Genomic DNA, 20,620 nt, shown 5'->3' on the forward strand with positions numbered 1-20,620 from the left:
CTCTGGTGGATGCCGTCGATTGGCCGCTGGTGCGCCGCGAGCCGGAGTTCGCGGCGGTTCGCGCTGCCCTCACCGAGCAAACCGGTGTCGTGGTGGTCGGGGAGGCCGGCGTGGGAAAGACCACGCTGGCCCGCGACGTCACGGGGTCGCTGCCCAATAGCGTGCGGTGGGTGGCGGGCACGGTGTCGTCGCGCAGCATCCCGCTGGGTTCGTTCACCTATCTGGTCGGCGCGGCGACCCCCCGTGACCCGGCGGCGTATCTGGCGGCCGCCCGGGAGGCGCTGACCGCCGATCGCGACGCGGTACTCGGGGTGGACGACGCCCACCTGCTCGACGACCTGTCGGCCACGCTGGTGCACCAGCTGGCGCTGGAGCGATCGGTGCCGATGGTGGCCAACGTCAGGGCCGACCAGCCGGTGCCCGACGCGATCACGTCGCTGTGGAAGGACCGCTATCTGCGGCGCATCGAGTTGCGGCCGTTCAACCGGGAGCAGTGCCTGGGGCTGGTCGAACGGGTCCTGGGTGGGCCAGTCGAAGCGCTCAGCGCCGACGCGATGTGGCGAGACTCCGGCGGCAACGCGCTGTTTCTGCGCGAACTCGTCGAGGGAGCGGTGGAGGCCGGCACGTTGCGGCAGGTCCGCGGCATCTGGCAACTACGGGGACGTGCCATGGTGCGCGAGGAACTGGCCTCGCTGGTCGACGAGCGTATCGAGCAGCTGCCCGACGACGTCGCCCATGCGCTGGGACTACTGGCGTTTTGCGAACCGCTCGACCTGGGCATACTGATCGGCCTGGCCGGCGCCGACGCGGTAGAACGGGCGGAAAGGCAGGGCCTGATCCGGGTCACCGATGACCGCGAGGTCAGCGAGGCGAGGTTCAGTCAGCTGCTCCTGGGCGATGTGATGCGCCGGCGCCTCGGGCTGGCGGCCGCGCGCCGATTGCGCGGTGAACTTGTCCGGGCCTTGTCCGCCAAGCCGGTCCGGGGGCCGGGCGAGCGACTGCGGCTGGCCGAGCTGACGCTGGACAGCGACACGAACCCCGCCGTCGACATGCTGGTTGCCGCCGCCGACGACGCGATCGCGCTGACCAACGTGGCCTTGGGCGAGCGGCTGGCCCGTGCGGCCGTCGAGCGGGGGGCCGGCCCGGTCGCCGGCGAGCTGCTGGCCAGATCGTTGCTGTGGCAGGGCAGATCGGTGGAAGCCGACCTCGCCCTGGGCGTCTACGACCCGGACGCGATGGACGAAGCCGAACTGCTGGGCTGGGGCGTCGTACGCAGCGTCAACCTGCAGCTGTCGGCGGGCGATGTCGACGCCGCCCACGATGTGCTCGAGTTGCTGCGCCGGCGGGTCAAAGATCCCGGGCTCACGTTGGTGGTGGACGGACTGACGGCGGCCTCGTTGGCATTCGCGAACCGGTTGGCGGAGTCCGCCGAACTGTCGACGGGTGTGCTGGCCGATCCGGCGGCGTCACCGTCCGCGGTCGGGTGGGCGGTGTTCGGCGGCAGCCTCGCGCTGGCGTTGGCGGGGCGCGGCGATCAGGTCGCGGCCCTGGCCCGGCGCGGCCGCGAGATCGAGCACCAGGTCGACGGGGTGTTGCGACACCTGATGGCCCACACCGAGGTCCGGGCGCTGGTCCTGGTCGGGGAGTTCGACCAGGCCGAAGAGCGCCTGGCCGACAGCGGCCGGGTCCTCTCGACGCACCAGTACCTCGACTGGGGGCTGGGCAACATGTCGGCCGCGACCGTCGACATCGCCCGCGGGCATTTCGCCGCGGCGGCGTCGCGCATGGAACAGACCGTCGCGGCCCTGACCACCGAGTCGGCCGCCTGGTGGAGTGTGCCGAGAATGCTGCTGGCCCAGGCTTATTGCGGGCTCGGCCGGGTCGAGGCTGCCGCCTCGACCATCGCCGAACTGCACACCCGCGCCGGTGCACACAACGGGGCGTTTCGCCCGCAACTGCGCGTCGTCGACGCCTGGCTCGCCGCGGCGCAGGGCGACGTCAGCGGCGCCGTCGCGGCGGCGATCGACGCCGCCGAACTGGCCCGGCAATCCGGGCAACGCGCGACCGAAATGCTGGCGCTCCACGATGCGGCCCGGTTCGGGGACCGGACCTCACTGCCGCGTCTGGTCGACGTCGCCGGCACCGTCGATGGCCGGCTGGCCCAGGCGTACGCCGGCTACGCCGCGGCGCTACGCGACCGCGATCCGGTGGCCCTGTCCACGGCGAGCGAGCGGTTCGAGCGGATCGGGGCGCTGTTGTCGGCCGCCGACGCGGCCGCCCAGGCCGCGGAGATGTTTCGCGCCCGCGACCATCGCCGGGAGGCCACCGAGGCGGCCGTCAACGCCGACCGCATCGCCCGGGCGTGCGGCGGCATGCAGACCCCGGCGCTGATCGGGGCCGCCCGGCCGCTGCCGCTCAGCGCCCGGGAACGCGAAATCGCCAACCTGGTGGCGACGGGACTGAGCACCCGCGAGATCGCCGAACGGCTAATGGTCTCCACCCGAACCGTCGAGGGTCACATCCTGCACGCCTGCACCAAACTCGGCGTCGAGAACCGCAAAGCCCTGGCCGACTTCATGCGGCGCGCCACCACGTAGGACATCACCGGGACCACGTAGGTTTGCGCCCCGCCCGCGGCCCGGCCGGGGAGAAATCGAGTAGCCCACTACGGGTGCGGACCCGCCGGCCCTCGCCATAGCGTGGCAATTGCGCCGCAGCACAGCGGCCGAACCCCGAGGAGGTCCGGTGCCAAGACACAACCACAGTCGGCCGGACGACGCCGCGCCCGCGGTGGTGATCGACCTGTTCGCCGAAAAGCGCTGGCTGCTGCGCCAGCAATTCGACAGCATGCATCCCGCGCTTCGGCCCGAGGAAGCCCAGACCACGCTCGCGACGGTCACGCCGATCAGAGGCGGCCGACGGGGCGTCTCGCGCGGGGATTGACCCGGGTCCAGGTTTGATTGTGAATGGCTATGGGTGTGAACGCTGGGCGGTGAAAACGGCCAAAACGCCGTCACCAGCTCACATTCAAAGCCGTGAGCTCACAGCCGAAAGCCTGAGCGCTACTGCGCCTCGGACAGCCGCTGCTTGAGCGCCTCGAACTCGTCGCGCACGCCGGTGGGCAGCTTCTCGCCGACGAACTCGAACCACTCCTCGATCAACGGCAGCTCTTCGCGCCACTCGGCGGGGTTGACCGCCAGCGCCTTGTTGACGTCCTCGGCTTCGACGTCGAGCCCGTTCAAATCGAGGTCCGCGGCGGTGGGCACCACACCGATCGGGGTGTCCTGGCCGCCGGCCTGGTGCTCGATGCGGTCCACGATCCACTTGAGCACCCGGCTGTTCTCGCCGAAGCCCGGCCACAGGAACTCGCCCTTGTCGCCGCGGCGGAACCAGTTGACGAAGAACACCTTCGGCATCTTGGACTCGTCGGAGTTCTTGCCCAGGTCGAGCCAGTGCTGGAAGTAGTCACCGACGTGGTAGCCCAGGAACGGCAACATGGCCATCGGGTCGCGGCGCACGGTGCCGACCTTGCCCTCGGCGGCGGCGGTCTGCTCGCTGCCCATGGTGGCGCCCATGAACACGCCGTGCTGCCAGTCGCGGGCCTCGGTCACCAGCGGCACGGTCGTCTTGCGCCGCGCCCCGAACAGGATCCCCGAGATCGGCACGCCCTGCGGGTCGTCCCACTCCGGCGCCAGGATCGGGCATTGCGACATCGGGGTGCAGTACCGCGAGTTCGGGTGCGCCGCTTTGGTATCCGTCTCGCGCAGGATCCAGTCGTTGCCCTTCCAGTCGATCAAGTGGTCGGGCTCGCCCTCCAGGCCTTCCCACCACACGTCGTTGTCGTCGGTCAGCGCCACGTTGGTGAACACGGTGTTGCCGGCCTCGATGGTGCGCATCGCGTTGGGGTTGGACTTCCAGTTGGTGCCCGGCGCGACCCCGAAGAAACCGAACTCGGGGTTGACCGCGTACAGCCGGCCGTCCTTGCCGAACCGCATCCAGGCGATGTCGTCGCCGAGGGTCTCGGCGCGCCAGCCCGGGATGGTCGGCTGCAGCATCGCCAGGTTGGTCTTGCCGCAGGCCGACGGGAACGCGGCGGCGAAGTAGTACGCCTTGTTCTCCGGGGAGATCAGTTTGAGGATCAGCATGTGCTCGGCCAGCCAGCCCTCGTCGTGGGCCATCGCGGAGGCGATCCGCAGCGAGTAGCACTTCTTGCCGAGCAGCGCGTTGCCGCCGTAGCCGGAGCCGTAGCTCATGATCTCGCGGGTCTCGGGGAAGTGGGTGATGTATTTGGTGTCGTTGCACGGCCACGGCACGTCAGTTTGGCCGTCCCCGAGCGGCGCCCCCACCGAGTGCAGCGCCTTGACGAAGAACCCGTCGTCGCCCATCTTGTCCAGCGCGGCCTTGCCCATCCGGGTCATGGTGCGCATGGAGACGACGACGTAGGCGGAGTCGGTGATCTCCACACCCAGCTTCGGGTCCTCGGCGCCCAGCGGGCCCATGCAGAACGGCACCACGTACATCGTGCGGCCGCGCATGCAGCCGCGGTAGAGGTCGTTCAGGGTGGACCGCATCTCGGCGGGGTCCATCCAGTTGTTGGTGGGGCCGGCGTCGATCTCGCGCTCCGAGCAGATGAAGGTCCGCGACTCCACCCGCGCGACGTCGGACGGGTCGGACAGCGCCAGGTAGGAATTGGGGTGCTTCTTCTCGTTCAGCTTCGTGAACGTGCCCGCCTCGACCAGTTGCGTGCACAGCCGCTCGAATTCCTCGTCGGAACCGTCAGCGAAGACAACCCGGTCCGGCTGGGTGAGTTCGGCGACCTCCTCCACCCATGACAACAGCCCCTGGTGTTTCGTCGGCGCGGTGTCCAGACCCGGAACGGTCGCTGAAGTCATCGAACTCTCCTGGTTTCTTCTGCCTGCTAACTCGGCTCGTGGTTGCGGTGTATGGCTTGCGGTGTCTGCCTCGGGTACATCTCGGGTTTGCCTTGGTTATGGCTGCGCCCACACAACTGTTTACATGGTGGCGTTAACTACAGGTTATCGTGATCCCCTTGTCGGGGAGGTCTCGGGCGGGTATAAGCCTTCTCACAACAACGATTCAGAAGCCCCCGCCGAAACTCACTCGGCATCCCCATTCGCGCTCCTTGAAACCGGTTTCTCGGTCTCGTCCCCGCCGGCGTCGCCGACGGAGTCGTCGGGAGGGGGTATACCCGGTTCCCCCAGTTCTGCACGCACGGCGTCCAGCGCCGCCCGCACCGTCGGCATCTCCCGGTCGCGGGCGGCCGCGGCCCGCGCCGCGGCGATGGCGTGCTCGCGGAGTTCGCTGTCGATCGCGGACACCTGATCGGACACCCGGGTGTTCTCGGCCTCGTCGCGGGCGAGCAGCGCGGTGCTCAGCACCGACTCGGCGACCAGCACGCGGGTGGCGACCAGCTCCTCCACCGCCGAGCGCAGCGACGACGTCACCTCGCCCGCCCAGCGGTCCAGCAGCGCGCGGTCGTGCAGCAGGCCGCGGATGTGCACGACCACGAACGTGACCGCCAGCCCGATCGCGACGCATCCCACGGCCCCGGCGATCGCCAGCGCGGGGCTCAGCCTGGAGGTCAGCCCGCCGACCAGCCGGCTGAGCGTCAGGGCCACGCCGAGCCCGAACCCGGTGCCCAGCAGCAGCATCAGCCAGGTTTCGTGCCGCCGGGACTTCAGCGGCGGCGGGGGGACCTCCACCGTCGGCAACTTCTCGATATCGGGCAGCGTCACCGGCACGCCCAGCACCTGCGCGACGTCGGCGAGGTGGTCGGCGGTGCCCTCGCTGACCTCGGCCACCACCTCGTCGACGCGGCCGCGGGTGTGCTCGACGAAGCCGGCCATCTTCCGCCGCGACGACCCGCCGGCGTCCTCTTGCAGCTCGGTGCGCACCGAGGAGCACCGGTTGCGCGCGAAGTAGGACAGCTGGACCCTGGCCTGCTGGATCTGGCCGCGCAGCGTGATGGTGCGCTCGGTTTTCGATTGGCGCCGCTGCCGCAGGGCCGCGCTGCGCTCCTCGCGCAACGCGTCGACCCGCGCCCGCCGGCCGGCGCCCTCGGCGTCCCGGTCGAACCGGCGCGCGACGTTCTGCAATCGGGATTCCCACGCGCGCAATCGATTTCGCCGCGTAATGGCCGAGTCGGCGAGTTGCTCCGCGACGGTCTGCGCCAGGTCGTCGACGGCCGCCTCGCCGAGATCGGGCCGGGCCGCCGCGCCGACCCAGGGCACCCGGCCGTAGCGCGGCGCGTGCGCGGCCAGCGTGTCGCGGTTGGCGGCGAGGACGTCGCGCCAGTTAAGGTGCACGTCGATCTTGGACACCACGCCGACCACGACGTCGGTGCGGTCGGCGGCGGCGTCCAGCAGCGCGCAGTCGGATCCGGTCAGCGGCGACGCCGCGGACACCACGAACACCACCGCGCTCGGCGCGTCGCCCGGTCCCAGGTCGGGGGCCTCGACGAACTTGTGCTGCGGCAGCCGTTCGCGCAGCGCCGTGGCGACCGCGGTGACGCCGGCCAGCCACGGGCCGGTCACCAGCACCACGTCGCGGCGGTTGATGGCGGGCGCGTCCAGTCGGGGCCCGATCGCGGCGACCAGCGCGTCCACCTCGGCGACCGGATCCGCGCCGCTCATCGCGCCTCTCCCGGCACGCGCGCCCGCGACCACAGCCGCAGCGAGCCCCGGGTGATGTCCGCGGCGCAGGCCCGGTGCAGGTCGCTCAGCGGGCCCCGGCCGTAGCGCTGCCAGCGCCGCGCGCGGGGCAGGTGCGCGGCCGGATCGTCATCGCCGATCGGTTCGAGCCCCGCGGCCTCGGCGAGGTCGACGGCGGCCGCCATGCGGGCGACGACGGTGTCGTCGCGGGACAGGAAGCCGGAGATGCCCGGGTCGTGCGAGACGGCCAGAGCCTCCAGTTCCGCGACGGCCCGCAGCACCCGCCGGTAGCGCGCCTCCGCGCCGGCCGCCGCGATTCCCGCGACGACGGCATCGACGCCGCTCGTCCGGCGCAGCAGCGCCCGGACCTGCGCTTGTGTCGCCCCGCGCCGCAGCGCGGCCACGCACAGGGCGGTGCCGAACACGCCGAGGTGCTCCAGCAGACGCAGCCGCGCGTCGGCGGTGACCGGAAGGTCGGCCGCCAGGAACCCGGCGAAGGAACCGTCGAGGCAGGTGGCCCCGCCAGGGTCGGCGGCGACGGCCCGCAGCGCCGCCCACCGCCCGGCACCCAGGCCCCGCTGCGCGGCGGCCGCGAGCAGCCCGCTCATCGGCTCGACGGGCACGCCCACGCGCGCGGCGAACTCCGCGCACCGCGGCCGCGCCCCGGCCAGCGCGGCCAGGTCGGCCTTGTTCAGCACGGCCAGGACCGGGCGCACGGAGGCCCGGATGGCCGCGGCGTCCTCGGGCTTGACGACCTCGGTGAGGACGTAAACGACGACGTCGACGTCGGCGTCCTCCGACACCGTGATCCCGGCGGCGCGGCCCAAAGCGCGCGCCACCGTGGCGCGACCCACCCCGCGCCGCCCGCGCACGGCCACCCGCAACGGGGCGGCCGCGCGCTCGGCGACCGCCGTCACGCGCGGGTCGGCGCGGTCGGCGGCAAAGCGCGCCAGCTCGTCGGCGAAAATTCGGTGCCCTCCTGCAGTCGCTGTTGTCCGGACGCGAAACCTATCGAATGGTGGCATCTGCGCCACCGAGATGCGAGCCACCGGTGTCCGTTATCAGCCGAAGGCAACTGTTGGGTATCAATCTGGACCTGGGGCGGCTACATCGGCGATCCATGCGCCACGATGGACAAATGCATGCGCAGCCGGGGGTCGGGACGCGTCCCGACGCGCCGGCGGACGTCGCCCTGGACACTGGAGGGGCCATGGTCCCCACCCCCGAACCGCGCCACCTGCCGGCCTCGAGCTTCCGGTCGCGGCGTTCGGCGCTCTCCGGCACCCAGCGCGACACCTGGGAGCGGCTGTGGCCGGAGCTGGGCCTGACGGTGGCGACCGACCAGCGTCCGGAGCGCCTGGACACCGCCGCGTGGTTCGGTCGCCAGGCGCCGCTGGTTCTCGAAATCGGTTGCGGCAGTGGTACATCCACGCGCGCGATGGCGAAGGACGAGCCCGGCGTCGACGTCATCGCGGTGGAAATCTACCGGCGTGGCCTGGCGCAGCTGCTGAGCGCGATCGAGCGCGAACACGTCTCCAACATCCGCTTGATCCGGGGCAACGCGATCGACGTGCTGGACCTGATCGCGCCGGGCTCGCTGACCGGCGTCCGCGTCTTTTTTCCCGACCCCTGGCCCAAGGCCCGCCACCACAAGCGCCGCTTCCTGCAGCCGACCACGGTTGGTCTGCTCGCCGACCGGTTACTCCCGGGTGGTGTCCTGCACGCGGCGACGGACCATCCCGGTTACGCCGAGCACATCGGCGAGGTCGGCATGGGTGAGCCGCGGCTGCGCCGCGTCGGCCCCGGCGACCGGCTGCCGATCTCCGTCGCGCGCCCCGCCACCAAGTACGAGTCCAAGGCTCGCGACGCGGGCAGCGTGGTGCACGAATTCATCTGGCAAAAGCTGGAAAAGGCGACGGGATGAGCCTGACGGAAGAAACAGCAGCCCCCTCGGATTCTCCGGCGGTGCTCTCTGCCGAGGGCCTGGGTAGTTTTCAACCGCCGGGCGGGCGCGTCCTGCTGGTCTGGGACGCCCCCAACCTCGACATGGGGCTGGGATCCATCCTGGGCCGCCGTCCCACGGCCCTGGAACGCCCGCGGTTCGACGCGCTGGGCCGCTGGCTGCTGGCGCGCACGGCCGAGGTCAGCTCCGCCCGCCCGGGCGTGGTGATCGAACCGGAGGCCACCGTCTTCACCAACATCGCGCCGGGCAGCGCCGACGTCGTCCGCCCGTGGGTGGACGCCCTGCGCAACGTGGGCTTCGCGGTCTTTGCCAAGCCGAAGATCGACGAGGACAGCGACGTCGACCGCGACATGCTCGCCCACATCGCGCAGCGGCACTCCGAGGGGTTGGCGGCGCTGGTGGTGGCGTCGGCCGACGGTCAGGCCTTCCGCCAGCCGCTGGAAGAAATCGCACGCACCGGCGTGTCCGTTCAGGTGATCGGATTTCGCGAACATGCGAGTTGGGCGCTAGCGTCGGATACCTTGGATTTCGTCGACCTGGAAGACATCGCGGGTGTGTTCCGGGAGCCGTTGCCGCGGATCGGCCTAGATTCGCTGCCTGACCAGGGGGCATGGCTGCAGCCGTTCCGGCCGCTGTCCGCCCTGTTGACCACGCGTGTGTGAGATTGGCGCGCTGACAACCAAAAAGGCACTGCGCGGGTCGCTAGTGATCCAGTAAAGGAGCTTAGGTGTTCGCCTGGTGGGGTCGAACCGTGTACCGGTACCGGTACATCGTGATCGGGGTCATGGTGGCCCTGAGCCTCGGCGGCGGCGTCTTCGGAATGAGCCTGGGCAAGCACGTTACGCAGAGCGGCTTCTACGACGACGGCAGCCAGTCCGTGAAGGCCTCGATCCTCGGCGACAAGACCTACGGGCGGGACCGGACCGGCCACATCGTCGCCACCTTCACCGCGCCCGACGGCAAGACCGTCGACGATCCGGCGTGGCGGCAGAAGATCACCGGCGAGCTGAACAAGTTCAAGAACGACCACTCCGACAAGGTCCTCGGCTGGGCCGGCTACCTGGCCCTGGCCAACCCCGCCGACGCGCCCCCGCTGATCAAGGGGATGGCGACCGAGGACAAGAAGCACACCTTCGTCAGCATCCCGCTGAAGGGCAACGACGACGACACCATCCTGAACAACTACAAGGACATCGCGCCGGACCTGCAGAAGCTCGACGGCGGCACCGTCGAACTCGCCGGCCTCGAGCCGATCATGAGCTCGCTGACCGGGACCATCGCCACCGACCAGCGCCGCATGGAGGTGCTGGCGCTGCCCGCGGTGACGGTGGTGCTGTTCCTGGTGTTCGGCGGCGCGATCGCCGCCGGGCTGCCGGTCATGGTGGGCGGTCTGAGCATCGCGGGCGCGCTGGGGATCCTGCGGTTCGTCGCGCTCTTCGCGCCGGTGCACTTCTTCGCCCAGCCCGTGGTGTCACTGGTCGGCCTGGGCCTGGCCATCGACTACGGGCTTTTCGTGGTGAGCCGGTTCCGGGAGGAGATCGCCGAGGGCTACGACACCGAGGCCGCGGTGCGGCGGACGGTGATGACGGCCGGTCGCACCGTGACGTTCTCGGCGGTGCTGATCATCGCCTCCGGCTCGGCGCTGCTGTTGTTGCCGCAGGGCTTCGTGAAGTCGCTGACGTATGCGCTGATCGCGGCGGTGGGCCTGGCGGCGCTGCTGTCGATCACGCTGCTGCCCGCCTGCCTGGGCATCCTCGGTCGCCACGTCGACGCGCTGGGCGTGCGGACCGCGTTCCGCGTTCCCTTCCTGCGGAACTGGAAGTACTCGCGGGCCTTCCTCAATTGGCTCGCCGACCGGCTGCAGAAGACCAAGACCCGCGAAGAGGTCGAGGCCGGGTTCTGGGGCAAGCTCACCAACTTCGTGATGAAGCGCCCGCTGGCCTTCGCCATCCCGATCGTGGTCGGGATGATCCTGCTGGTCATCCCGCTGGGCAACCTGTCGCTCGGCGGGATCAGCGAAAAGTACCTGCCGCCGGGCAACCAGGCCCGCGAGGCGCAGGAGCACTTCGACAAGCTCTTCCCCGGCTACCGCACCGAGCAGCTGACGCTGGTGATCCAGAGCGACAACCACAGCCCGGTCACCGACCAGCAGGTCGCCGACATCCGCAGCAGGGTGGCGAACGTGAGCGGGTTCACCAGCAAGCAGTGGGACGAACGGCCCTGCCCGGTGATCGCCGGCAATCCGTGCGTCGCCGGGCCCAACGGGACGACTCGCCCCGAAGACGGCTCGATCCGGGTGATCGAGAACGGCTTGGTCAACCGCAACGATGCCGCCAAGAAGATCGACGAGCTACGGGCGATCAGCCCGCCCAAGGGCCTGACCGTCTCGGTGGGCGGCACGCCGGCGCTCGAACAGGACAGCATCCATGCCCTGTTCGACAAGGCCCCGCTGATGCTGGTGGTTCTCATCTCGACCACCATGCTGTTGATGTTCCTGGCCTTCGGGTCGATGGTGTTGCCGATCAAGGCCGCGGTGATGAGCGCGCTGACGCTGGGATCCACCATGGGCATCTTGACGTGGATCTTCGTCGACGGGCACTTCGCGACGTGGCTGAATTTCACCCCGACACCGCTGATGGTGATCATCATCGCGCTGGTCGTCGCGGTCGGCTACGGGCTGGCCACCGACTACGAGGTGTTCCTGGTGTCCCGCATGGTCGAGGCCCGCGAGCGTGGCATGTCCACGGCCGAGGCGATCCGCATCGGCACCGCGACCACCGGGCGCCTGATCACCGCCGCCGCATGCGTGCTGGCCGTGGTGGCCGCGTCGTTCGTGTTCTCCGACCTCGTGATGATGAAGTACCTCGCGTTCGGGTTGATGGCGGCGCTGCTGCTGGACGCGACCGTGGTCCGGATGTTCCTGGTTCCCGCCGTGATGAAGTTGCTCGGCGACGACTGCTGGTGGGCCCCGCGCTGGGCCAGGCGCCTGCAGAACAAGATCGGCCTGGGCGAGATCGATCTGCCCGACGAGCGCAAACGGCCCAACCTCAACGGCCGCCCCGCCAGGCCCGCCGTCTCCGCCGCCAGCCTGGTCGCCGCGCCGCCGCGCGCGGCGCACGACCCCACCCACCCGGGCGCGCTGGAACCGCCGCGGCCGGTGCGGGCGAGTCCGGCCGGCCCGCCGGAGCCCCGGCCCGCCCGCGAGCCGGCCAAGGGTGCGCCGTCGGGCGCCAACACCGCACGACTGCAGGCCCCCCCGCCGCCCCAGCCGACGGAAGCCGCGACGGCGCGCCTGTCGACACCGGGTCGCGAGCGGCCCGCCGACGCGCGCGGCCCGGGCAAGGCGGCGCCGCCGCCGGCGCCGCGGCCACCGGCGCCGTCCAGCGGCCAGACCCGGGCCATCCCGGTGCCCACCGAGCAGGCCGACCCGACCGCGGCCCTGCCGGTGATGCGATCCGACGCCAAGGATTCCGAGGCGGCCTCCCAGCAGCTCAACGCCCGCGGGCAGGGCGACAACGGCGACGAGGGCGACGGCAGCGACGACAACCCGCGTCAGCGCCGCCGCGGCGGCGGGGGCGGCGGGGCCGGCGCGACCGTCAGTGCGCAGGACCTGCTGCGCCGCGAGGGACGGATATAAGCGCCCAGCGCTCAGTCCCCCTGGGTTTCCGGACGGTCCGGTTTGGCCTCGACGACCACTCCGACGTCGTCGTCCTCATCCTCTTCGGCCTGCTTTTCGGCCTCCGCGGACGGATCCCGGGCGAGCAGCACCTGGATCGCGTTGTTGAGGAACGCGACCGTCGGGACGGCCAGCAGGGCGCCGACGATGCCGGCCAGCACGCCGCCGGTGGAGATGGCCAGCACCACCGCGAGCGGGTGGATCGACACCGCGCGGCCCATCACCAGCGGCTGCAGCAGATGCGCCTCGAGCTGGTTGACCGCGATCAGCAGGCCAAACGTGATCAGCGCGTAGACGACGCCCTTCGCCAGCAGGGCCACCACCACGGCCAGCAGGCCCGAGATCAGCGCACCGATCAGCGGGATGAACGCGCCCAGGAACACCAGCGAGGCCAGCGGCAGCGCCAGCGGCACGCCCATGATCGCCAGGCCCGTCCCGACGCCCGCGGCGTCGGTCAGGGCGACCAGGAAGGTGGCCCGCACATAGCCGATCAGCGACGCGTACCCCGCGGAGCCGGCCTCGCGCACCCGGTCCCGGGCGGCGGTGGGGAAGATCTTGGTGACGTATTGCCAGATGTTGCGCCCGCCGTAGAGGAAGAAGATCAGGGTGAACAGCGCCAGCACCGCGGCGGTGACCACCTCGGTGATGGTGGCCGCCGTGGACAGCGCGCCGCTGGTCAGCTTGGACTGGTTGTTGTGCAGCGCCTGGATCGCGGCGTTGCCCGCGTTGGAGATCTGTTCGCCGCGCAGGTGCAGCGGCCCCTCGATCAGCCATCGGCGGGTGGAGTCGATGCTGTGGGTCACCTGGTCGGTCAGGTCGGGCAGGCCGTAGACGAACTGGATGATGACGAACGCCAGGATGCCGCCCAGGATCGCGAACCCGCTCAGCAGCACCAGGGTCACCGCGGCGCCGCGCGGCAGGCCGCGTTTGTCTATCCAGTCGACCGCCGGGACCAGCAAAGCGCTGATCATCAGGGCCAGTAATACCGGAACGACGATGACCTCAAGCTTCTTGACGACCCACAGCAGGGCAACCGCCGCCCCCAAAATAACCAGCAAACGCCATGACCACGCGGCGGCCTTCCGGACCAGGGGTTCGACTGATGCGGCCTCGGAGGCCGCAGAGGTGGGGCCAAGGTTTGCCGGCATCTGGTCAGCCTATCCGGCGGCGGTGCGCCGGGACGGCCGCGGCGAAGCCGTTTCAGGGCTGTTTCAGGCCGTTTCAGGCTCGTCGGGCGGCACGATCCGGTTACGACCCCAGAACGTCCCAGACACGGTCGGCGCAGCGCCCCACTGACCGCGCCACCTGCGCGGTTACCCTGATGCACGTGTCGCACGCCGCACCCGTCCGCAAGCTGGACCTGACGCACGGGCAAACCCCGCGCGGCAAGTACTGGTGGGTGCGCTGGGTGATTCTCGGCTTTGTCGCGATCGTGCTTGCTGTCGAGATCGCGCTCGGCTGGGACCAGCTGGCCAAGGCCTGGATGAGTCTGAACTCGGCCAACTGGTGGTGGCTGATCGCATCGGTGCTGGCGGCGGCCGCGTCGATGCACAGCTTCGCCCAGATCCAGCGCACCCTGCTGAAGTCCGCCGGTGTGCACGTCAAGCAGCTGCGGTCGGAGGCCGCGTTCTACGCCGCCAACTCGCTGAGCACCACGCTGCCAGGCGGGCCGGTGCTGTCGGCGACGTTCCTGTTCCGCCAGCAGCGGCTGTGGGGCGCCTCCGCGGTGGTGGCGTCGTGGCAGTTGGTGATGTCGGGTGTGCTGCAGGCGGTCGGGCTGGCGCTGCTCGGCCTGGGCGGCGCCTTCTTCCTGGGCGCCAAGAACAACCCGTTCTCCTTGCTGTTCACGCTCGGCGGCTTCGTCGCGTTGCTGCTGCTGGCCCAGGCGGTGGCGTCGCGGCCGGAGCTGATCGAAGGCATCGGCAGCCGAGTTCTGGCCTGGGCCAACTCAATTCGCGGCAAGCCGACCGACACCGGCCTGGACAAGTGGCGCGAGACGCTCATGCAGCTCGAATCGGTGAGCCTGGGCCGCCGCGACCTGGGGGTGGCGTTCAGCTGGTCGATGTTCAACTGGATCGCCGACGTGGCCTGTCTCGGGTTCGCCGCCTACGCCGCCGGCGACCACGCCTCGGTCGCCGGGCTGACCGTCGCGTATGCCGCAGCCCGCGCGGTCGGCACGATACCGCTGATGCCGGGCGGCCTGCTGGTCGTCGAGGCGGTGCTGGTGCCCGGCCTCGTCTCGAGCGGGATGTCGTTGCCCAGCGCCATCTCGGCCATGCTCATCTACCGGCTGATCAGCTGGCTGTTCATCGCCGCGGTCGGCTGGGTGGTGTTCTTCTTCGTGTTTCGCACCGAGAAGATCGATGACTCCGACGACGACCCCATCACCGGGCCGCTGCCCGTCGTGCGTGAGACCGGCCCGCCCGCCGACCCCGCGGAATCCGCCCTGCAGGGCCCGTTACCCCCGCCCGAGCCGAACCCGTAGCGCTGAGCCCGCCTCGGCCCCCGCCGTCGATTGTGAATGTACGGCTTCGACTGTGAGCCCAGGGCGGCCTCCCGCCCGTTTGACCGCCCACGCTTCACTCTGAACGCCCAGGCTTCACACTCGACGAGGAGAACGCCCGGGTGCCGGCTCAGCCGGCGTTGTTCGGCTTCGGCGCGCCACCCACGGTGACGCCCGGCAGCAGCGCGCCCCCGGTCGCCAGGCCACCCGCGGCCGGCGAAGTGCCCGCGGCCGGCGGGGTGCCCGCCGGTGACGCCGGGCCGCCCATCGGCAGCGCGCCCGCCGCGCCCTGCGCCTGCTGCATCATGCCCATCGCCTGCGGAATCGTGATCGGCAGCTTGCACTGCATCGACAGGTTGGTCAGCGGCTGCGCGATCGACGTCATGTCCCCGGCCACCTTGGGGTTGGCCTCGAAATAGGACTTCAAGCCGGTGAACGACTGCGGGCCCGCCTGCTGCTGCAGCATCGTCGTCATCGTCTGGTTGGTCTCCGGGTGCGAGTCCAGGTAGTCGCCCATCGACTTGGAGACCGACCCGATCGTGCGCGCGACCTCGCTGGCCGCGCACGGGTCGTTGGCGCCCGTCGCCGCCGGCCCGGCCAGAACCGCCAGGGCGGCCGGTGCCGCGGCGGCGATCAATCCCGCCATGAGTCGTCGGCGCATGGTGCCTGTCGTCATGGATCACTCCTTTGGTTCGCGAAAATGCACGGACGCCCGCAAACGGTTGCCATAGACGGCTCTTCGCGGCGAAATTCCCCCGCCCCGCGCCCGGCCATCCGCCATCCTGCCATAGATCCGCTTGATCACCGGTTCACAACGACTGCGCAGCTTCTTGGCAACATCGGTGTCTGTGCAGCTCAGGAACCAGATAAGCCGACATAATCCACAGGCTCCTGCGGTATTCTCGCCTGACCGCACTGCGCGAACCGGGGAGCGAAGAAATCCAGCAGTTCATGATGCGCCTCAGCCGCAGCCTGCGTAAGCACCGCTGGTTGGTCTGCACAGGCTGGCTGCTGGCATTGGTGCCCGCGGTCTATCTGGCGATGACGCAGTCGGGAAACCTCACCGGAGGCGGCTTCGAAGTGGCCGGCTCGCAGTCGCTGGCCGTCCACGACCAGCTCGAAAACCTCTACCACGACCAGAGCGCGTCGTCGCTGGCGCTGGTCGCCGCCCCCCGCCCCGACGCCAGCTACGCCGACATCACCGACGCCGTCGCGCTGCTGCGACACATCGCCGGCGAGTTCCCCAACGTGACCGAGGTCCCCAACCCCACCCAGCGGCCGCCGCAACCCGACCGGCCCTATGTGATATCGCTGCGGATGGACGCCCGCAACGCCGGCACCAGCGACCTCGCCAAGCAACTGCGCCACAAGGTCGGCGTCAAGGGTGACCAGCCCGGCCAGACCGCCAACGGCCGGGTGCGGTTCTACGTCATCGGGCAGGGCGCGCTGAGCGCCGCCGCGGCGGCCAACACCAAGCGCGATATCGCCGCCGCCGAAGAGTGGAACCTGCCGATCATCCTGATCGTGCTGCTGGCGGTGTTCGGCTCCCTGGCCGCCGCGACGATCCCACTGGCCCTGGGCATCTGCACCGTCGTCGTGACCATGGGCCTGGTCTACCTGTTGTCGGCGTACACCACCATGTCGGTGTTCGTGACGTCGACGGTCTCGATGTTCGGCATCGCGCTGGCCGTGGACTATTCGCTGTTCATCCTGATGCGCTTCCGGGAGGAACTGCGCACGGGCCGCCAGCCCACCGAGGCCGTCGACGCGGCGATGGCCACCTCCGGGCTGGCGGTGGTGCTGTCCGGGATGACCGTCATCGCATCGCTGACCGGCATCTACATCATCAACACGCCGGCGCTGAAGTCGATGGCCACCGGGGCGATCCTGGCCGTCGCGGTGGCGATGCTGACGTCGGCCACGCTGACCCCGGCGGCGTTGGCGACCTTCGGCAGGGCGGCGGCCAAGCGGTCGGCACTGCTGCACTGGTCCCGGCAACCCGAGAACACGCAGTCGCGGTTCTGGATCCGCTGGATCGGCTTCGTGATGCGCCGGCCGTGGGTGTCGGCGCTGGCGGCGACGCTGGTGCTGCTCGTCATGGCCGCGCCGGCGGCGTCGATGGTGCTCGGCAACAGCCTGCTGCGCCAGTTCGACTCGTCCCACGAGATCCGCGCCGGGGTCGGCGCGGCCGCCCAGACGCTCGGTCCCGGCGCGCTGGGCCCGATCCGGGTGCTGGTCAGCTTTCCCGACGGCGGGGCCGCCTCACCCGAGCACAGCCAGACCGTCGATGCCATCCGGCAGCGGATGACGCAGGCCCCCAACATCGTGTCGGTGTCACCGCCGCAATTCGCCGAGGACAACGGCGGCGCCCTGCTGTCCGCGGTCCTGACGGTCGACCCCGAGGACATGAAGGCCCGCGACACCGTTGCCTGGATGCGTGCGCAACTGCCCAAGGTTCCCGGCGCGGGGACCGCGCGCGTGGACGTCGGCGGCCCGACCGCGCTGATCAAGGACTTCGACGACCGGGTCTCGCAGACCGAGCCGCTGGTGCTGCTGTTCGTGGCGCTGATCGCGTTCGTGATGCTGCTGATCTCGGTGCACTCGGTGTTCCTGGCGTTCAAGGGCGTGCTGATGACGTTGCTGTCCGTCGCCGCCGCCTACGGGAGCCTCGTGATGGTCTTCCAGTGGGGCTGGTTGCAGGATCTCGGTTTCGCGCACATCACCTCGATCGACAGCACCGTTCCGCCGCTGGTCCTGGCGATGACCTTCGGGCTGTCGATGGACTACGAGATCTTTCTGCTCGCCCGCATCAGGGAGCGCTTCCTGCACTCCGGGAACACCCGCGACGCGGTCGCCTACGGCGTGAGCACCAGCGCCCGCACGATCACCAGCGCGGCGCTGATCATGATCGCGGTGTTCATCGGCTTCGCGTTCGCCGGCATGCCGCTGGTCGCCGAGATCGGGGTGGCCTGTGCCGTCGCGATCGCGGTCGACGCCACGGTGGTGCGGCTGGTGCTGGTCCCCGCGCTGATGGCGATGTTCGCGCAGTGGAACTGGTGGCTGCCGGGCTGGCTGCGCCGCGTGCTGCCGTCGGTCGACTTCGACCGGCCGCTGCCGGAGGTCGACCTCGGCGACGTCGTGGTGATCCCCGACGACATCTCGGCGCTGACGGCCCCCAGCGCCGACCTGCGGATGGTGCTCAAGTCGGCGGCCAAGCTCAAGCAGCTGGCGCCCGACGCCATCTGCGTGGCCGACCCGCTCGCCTTCACCGGTTGCGGGCGCAACGGCAAAGCGCCGCAAGGCATTTCGGAGAGTGTCGCCGAAACCCGCGGCCTCGGCCCGGGCCAGATCCCCCACCAGGTCAACATCGACGACGACACCGCGGGCATCCCCGTGGGCGTCAGGACCGCCACCAACGGCCACTCGGCCGCCAAGAAGCTGGTCGGCAACCTGGCGGCCCGCAACGGCATCGCCCGCGCGATCGCCGGGGACCGGCCGGTGCACCCGGTCACGCTGTGGCGGGGGCGGCTGTCGGTGGCCCTCGACGCCCTGCAGGCGGGTGCGTCGAACACCGGGACGGGGCCCGCCTACGAACGGCGCAGCCCGGTGGAGACGACCCACGTGCAGCTGCCGACGGGCGATCGGCTGCTCGTCCCCACGGGCGCCGAGGCGCTGCGCCTGAAGGGCTACCTGATCATGTGCCGTAACAGCAGCCGCGATTACGCCGACTTTGCAGACATGGTGGAAACGGTGGAGCCGGAGACCGCCGCGGTGGTGCTGGCCGGCATGGACAGGTATTACTGTTGTCAAACACCCAGGCGGGAATGGATGACCACCCAGTTGGTCCGGCAGCTCGCGGACCCGCATCCTTCCGATTTCGGTGACGACCCGTCGTCGGAGGCCGACGACACGGCGGACTGGGATGAGGTCAGACAGCGCTGCCTGTCGGTGGCCGTGGCAATGCTGGAGGAGGCGAGGTGACGTTGGCATCCGACCGGCGCCCCGCACCGCCGCCCCAGCGCCCCGCCGGCGAACAGCGCGGGCCCGGCGGGGGATCCCCCGGTCCGTTCCCGGACCCCGACCAGCCGGTGGAGTTCTGGCCGACGGCCGCGATCCGCTCGGCTCTGCAGGGGGGCGACATCGCCACCTGGAAGCGCATCGCCGCCGCGCTGAAACGCGACCCCTACGGGCGGACGGCCCGCCAGGTCGAAGAGGTGCTCGACGGCACCCGGCCCTACGGCATCTCCAAGGCCCTGTGGGAGGTGCTCGAGCGCGCCCGCACCCACCTGGAGGCGAACGAACGCGCCGAGGTGGCCCGCCACATCCGGCTGCTGATCGACCGCTCGGGGCTGGGCGAAGCCGAATTCGCGTCGCGCATCGGGGTCTCGCCCGAGGACCTGGGCACCTACCTCGACGGCAGCGTCAGCCCCACGTCGGCGCTGATGATCCGGATGCGCCGCCTGTCGGACCGGTTCGTCAAGGTGAAGTCCGTGCGTCCCGACTCCAACTAGCGGGAGTTGATCGGCGCCACGTCGGCCACCAGCCAGGTGTCGCCGCGCTTGTTCAGCGCCACCCGCAGCGCGGGCGCGGCGTGGCTGGGCGGCTGGCCGGGCTCGTTCTGGGTCACCCGCAGGATGACGGCCACGCTGGCAGCGGCCGGCCCGATGGCCTCGACCCCGGCCGACAGCGTGGCGGCCTGCGCGGTCACGTTGTGCTGGGCCAGCTCGGCGCTGGACTTCGCGTATTGCTCCTTGAACGCGCCCACCTGCTCGGGCACCATCAGCGCCGCGGCCCGGTCGATGGAGCTGGCCGGGGCGCTCGGGGTGAACGACGCCATCGCCTCGGCCATCCCCGTCGCGACCCGCACCGCCTCCCGCGAGTCGTCGGTGAAGTCGCGGTCCGGCCTCGTCCAGTGGGTGTATCCGGTCAGCACCGCCGCGCACAGGGCCGCGGCGCACAGGAACGCCACGGCCAGGCGCAGCCCCGGGGCGTCGTCGTCGGTGCCGACGCTGACCGAATCGCGGCGCAGCAAAAAGAAGTCCACCGCCATGCCCTCGGCGATGAGCAGCACCAAGACCGAACACGCCGACACCCACCACAGCGGCCAGCCCAGCACCACCCCGATCGCCAGCAGCGCGGCGACGGCGGCCAGCGGCGCCGCGATGTCGAAGGCCAGCAGCCGCCAGATGTTTCTCATCGGATCGATCCCAGCCCGGAGATCATCAGCTTGCCGTCCACGTCGGCGACGTCGAGCCGCAGGTTCCAGTGCACCGTCTGCGGCTTGGCACCGGCGTTCTCGCTGATCGAGGTCGCCACCACCATCACCGAGTCCGACCGGCTGGCGAACGGCGGCAGCTTGGTGGTGACCACCGGACGGGACGCCCCGGGCTGCGTGTCCAGGTCGCGGCGCACCGTCTCGATCGCCACCGCCTCGATGCGCCCGGCGCTCTTGGACTGCAGCTTTTGCACCACCTGCCGGTAGGGGTCGATGGCCGCGTCGAAGTCGGTGTTGAGCTCCCCCACCGTCCCGTCGTGCAGCTTTTGCAGGCTGGCGTCGACGTTGGCGCTGTTCATGTTGATCAACACGCCCGTCCACTCGGCGGCGGTCTGCATGACGCGGGTCAGGTAGGCGCGTTCGCCCACCTCGTCGCGGTGCCCGGACCAGATCAGGTAGCCGAGCACGACGGCGGCGACGCCGAGCAGGCCCAGCGCGGTCGAGGCGGCGCCGTAGGGGGAAAAGATCCGGCCGCCCGCCGGTTCGGCCTCGGGCTCGGGGTCGTCGGCACCGTCTGACATGGCCCGATCGT

At 70.5% G+C, this 20,620-nt stretch carries 15 protein-coding genes; 8 read left to right on the forward strand and 7 right to left on the reverse strand.

Annotated elements, in window-relative coordinates; all coding sequences use genetic code 11:
- Window positions 1–5 precede the first annotated feature (5 nt).
- Window positions 6–2,597 (forward strand): helix-turn-helix transcriptional regulator, encoded by a 2,592-nt coding sequence (locus AC5Y43_RS23570; RefSeq protein ID WP_499976607.1) that lies wholly within the window; start codon window positions 6–8, stop codon window positions 2,595–2,597.
- Window positions 2,598–2,745: 148 nt separating this feature from the next.
- The gene (locus AC5Y43_RS23575) at window positions 2,746–2,943 is read left to right on the forward strand and encodes a hypothetical protein (protein WP_499976609.1); all 198 of its coding nucleotides are present in this window, start codon (window positions 2,746–2,748) and stop codon (window positions 2,941–2,943) included.
- A gap of 119 nt (window positions 2,944–3,062) precedes the next feature.
- On the opposite strand, the gene AC5Y43_RS23580 is transcribed toward AC5Y43_RS23575, so the two are convergent.
- The 3 genes from AC5Y43_RS23580 to AC5Y43_RS23590 all read right to left on the reverse strand — a co-directional run bounded on the left by AC5Y43_RS23580 (window position 3,063) and on the right by AC5Y43_RS23590 (window position 7,696).
- A complete protein-coding gene (locus AC5Y43_RS23580; RefSeq protein WP_499976611.1) occupies window positions 3,063–4,892 on the reverse strand; it encodes a phosphoenolpyruvate carboxykinase (GTP) in 1,830 nt (609 codons plus the stop codon).
- Between the two features lie 225 nt (window positions 4,893–5,117).
- On the reverse strand, window positions 5,118–6,653 hold the full coding sequence (locus tag AC5Y43_RS23585) for a hypothetical protein (RefSeq protein WP_499976613.1): 1,536 nt from the start codon (window positions 6,651–6,653) through the stop codon (window positions 5,118–5,120).
- Window positions 6,650–7,696: a hypothetical protein gene (locus tag AC5Y43_RS23590; protein ID WP_499976616.1), complete on the reverse strand. Its 1,047-nt coding sequence runs from the start codon at window positions 7,694–7,696 to the stop codon at window positions 6,650–6,652. Before AC5Y43_RS23590 ends, AC5Y43_RS23585 begins: the two co-directional genes overlap by 4 nt.
- A 185-nt stretch (window positions 7,697–7,881) precedes the next feature.
- On the opposite strand from AC5Y43_RS23590, the gene trmB reads away from it, so the two are divergent.
- The 3 genes from trmB (at window position 7,882) to mmpL3 (ending at window position 12,271) form a co-directional block, all read left to right on the forward strand.
- Complete coding sequence (trmB, locus tag AC5Y43_RS23595) at window positions 7,882–8,595, forward strand: tRNA (guanosine(46)-N7)-methyltransferase TrmB (protein ID WP_499976706.1); 714 nt, start codon at window positions 7,882–7,884, stop codon at window positions 8,593–8,595.
- A complete protein-coding gene (locus tag AC5Y43_RS23600; RefSeq protein WP_499976621.1) occupies window positions 8,592–9,296 on the forward strand; it encodes an NYN domain-containing protein in 705 nt (234 codons plus the stop codon). The genes trmB and AC5Y43_RS23600 overlap by 4 nt, the downstream gene beginning before the upstream one ends.
- Before the next feature lie 65 nt (window positions 9,297–9,361).
- On the forward strand, window positions 9,362–12,271 hold the full coding sequence (mmpL3, locus tag AC5Y43_RS23605; protein ID WP_499976626.1) for a trehalose monomycolate exporter MmpL3: 2,910 nt from the start codon (window positions 9,362–9,364) through the stop codon (window positions 12,269–12,271).
- Window positions 12,272–12,282: 11 nt separating this feature from the next.
- Here the strand turns inward: mmpL3 and AC5Y43_RS23610 are convergent, their stop codons facing one another.
- Window positions 12,283–13,458 (reverse strand): AI-2E family transporter, encoded by a 1,176-nt coding sequence (locus tag AC5Y43_RS23610; RefSeq protein WP_499976629.1) that lies wholly within the window; start codon window positions 13,456–13,458, stop codon window positions 12,283–12,285.
- A gap of 179 nt (window positions 13,459–13,637) precedes the next feature.
- Between AC5Y43_RS23610 and AC5Y43_RS23615 the strand changes: the two genes are divergently transcribed.
- The gene (locus tag AC5Y43_RS23615) at window positions 13,638–14,795 is read left to right on the forward strand and encodes a lysylphosphatidylglycerol synthase transmembrane domain-containing protein (RefSeq protein WP_499976632.1); all 1,158 of its coding nucleotides are present in this window, start codon (window positions 13,638–13,640) and stop codon (window positions 14,793–14,795) included.
- Window positions 14,796–14,943: 148 nt separating this feature from the next.
- Here the strand turns inward: AC5Y43_RS23615 and AC5Y43_RS23620 are convergent, their stop codons facing one another.
- Window positions 14,944–15,489, reverse strand: coding sequence for a hemophore (locus tag AC5Y43_RS23620; RefSeq protein WP_499976635.1), 546 nt, complete (start codon window positions 15,487–15,489; stop codon window positions 14,944–14,946).
- 275 nt (window positions 15,490–15,764) lie between these two features.
- Between AC5Y43_RS23620 and AC5Y43_RS23625 the strand changes: the two genes are divergently transcribed.
- Both AC5Y43_RS23625 and AC5Y43_RS23630 read left to right on the forward strand, forming a co-directional pair.
- Window positions 15,765–18,794, forward strand: a complete 3,030-nt coding sequence (locus AC5Y43_RS23625) for an MMPL family transporter (RefSeq protein ID WP_499976637.1) — start codon at window positions 15,765–15,767, stop codon at window positions 18,792–18,794.
- Window positions 18,791–19,324, forward strand: a complete 534-nt coding sequence (locus tag AC5Y43_RS23630; protein ID WP_499976639.1) for an XRE family transcriptional regulator — start codon at window positions 18,791–18,793, stop codon at window positions 19,322–19,324. Before AC5Y43_RS23625 ends, AC5Y43_RS23630 begins: the two co-directional genes overlap by 4 nt.
- On the opposite strand, the gene AC5Y43_RS23635 is transcribed toward AC5Y43_RS23630, so the two are convergent.
- Window positions 19,321–20,010 (reverse strand): hypothetical protein, encoded by a 690-nt coding sequence (locus tag AC5Y43_RS23635; RefSeq protein ID WP_499976641.1) that lies wholly within the window; start codon window positions 20,008–20,010, stop codon window positions 19,321–19,323. The two genes, AC5Y43_RS23630 and AC5Y43_RS23635, sit on opposite strands and share 4 nt — an antisense overlap.
- Window positions 20,007–20,609 (reverse strand): hypothetical protein, encoded by a 603-nt coding sequence (locus AC5Y43_RS23640; protein ID WP_499976643.1) that lies wholly within the window; start codon window positions 20,607–20,609, stop codon window positions 20,007–20,009. Before AC5Y43_RS23640 ends, AC5Y43_RS23635 begins: the two co-directional genes overlap by 4 nt.
- Between the last annotated feature and the right edge of the window lie 11 nt (window positions 20,610–20,620).

This window comes from Mycobacterium sp. NGS57, from assembly GCF_059812405.1.

What these genes read in the sequence shown, in the direction of transcription:
- trmB (WP_499976706.1), top strand. Translation starts at nt 7,882, where the DNA reads ATGGTCCCCACCCCCGAACCGCGCCACCTGCCGGCCTCGAGCTTCCGG.
- AC5Y43_RS23600 (WP_499976621.1), top strand. Translation starts at nt 8,592, where the DNA reads ATGAGCCTGACGGAAGAAACAGCAGCCCCCTCGGATTCTCCGGCGGTG.
- AC5Y43_RS23635 (WP_499976641.1), bottom strand. Translation starts at nt 20,010, where the DNA reads ATGAGAAACATCTGGCGGCTGCTGGCCTTCGACATCGCGGCGCCGCTG.
- AC5Y43_RS23625 (WP_499976637.1), top strand. Translation starts at nt 15,765, where the DNA reads ATGATGCGCCTCAGCCGCAGCCTGCGTAAGCACCGCTGGTTGGTCTGC.
- AC5Y43_RS23610 (WP_499976629.1), bottom strand. Translation starts at nt 13,458, where the DNA reads ATGCCGGCAAACCTTGGCCCCACCTCTGCGGCCTCCGAGGCCGCATCA.
- AC5Y43_RS23590 (WP_499976616.1), bottom strand. Translation starts at nt 7,696, where the DNA reads ATGCCACCATTCGATAGGTTTCGCGTCCGGACAACAGCGACTGCAGGA.
- AC5Y43_RS23640 (WP_499976643.1), bottom strand. Translation starts at nt 20,609, where the DNA reads ATGTCAGACGGTGCCGACGACCCCGAGCCCGAGGCCGAACCGGCGGGC.
- AC5Y43_RS23580 (WP_499976611.1), bottom strand. Translation starts at nt 4,892, where the DNA reads ATGACTTCAGCGACCGTTCCGGGTCTGGACACCGCGCCGACGAAACAC.
- AC5Y43_RS23620 (WP_499976635.1), bottom strand. Translation starts at nt 15,489, where the DNA reads ATGACGACAGGCACCATGCGCCGACGACTCATGGCGGGATTGATCGCC.
- AC5Y43_RS23585 (WP_499976613.1), bottom strand. Translation starts at nt 6,653, where the DNA reads ATGAGCGGCGCGGATCCGGTCGCCGAGGTGGACGCGCTGGTCGCCGCG.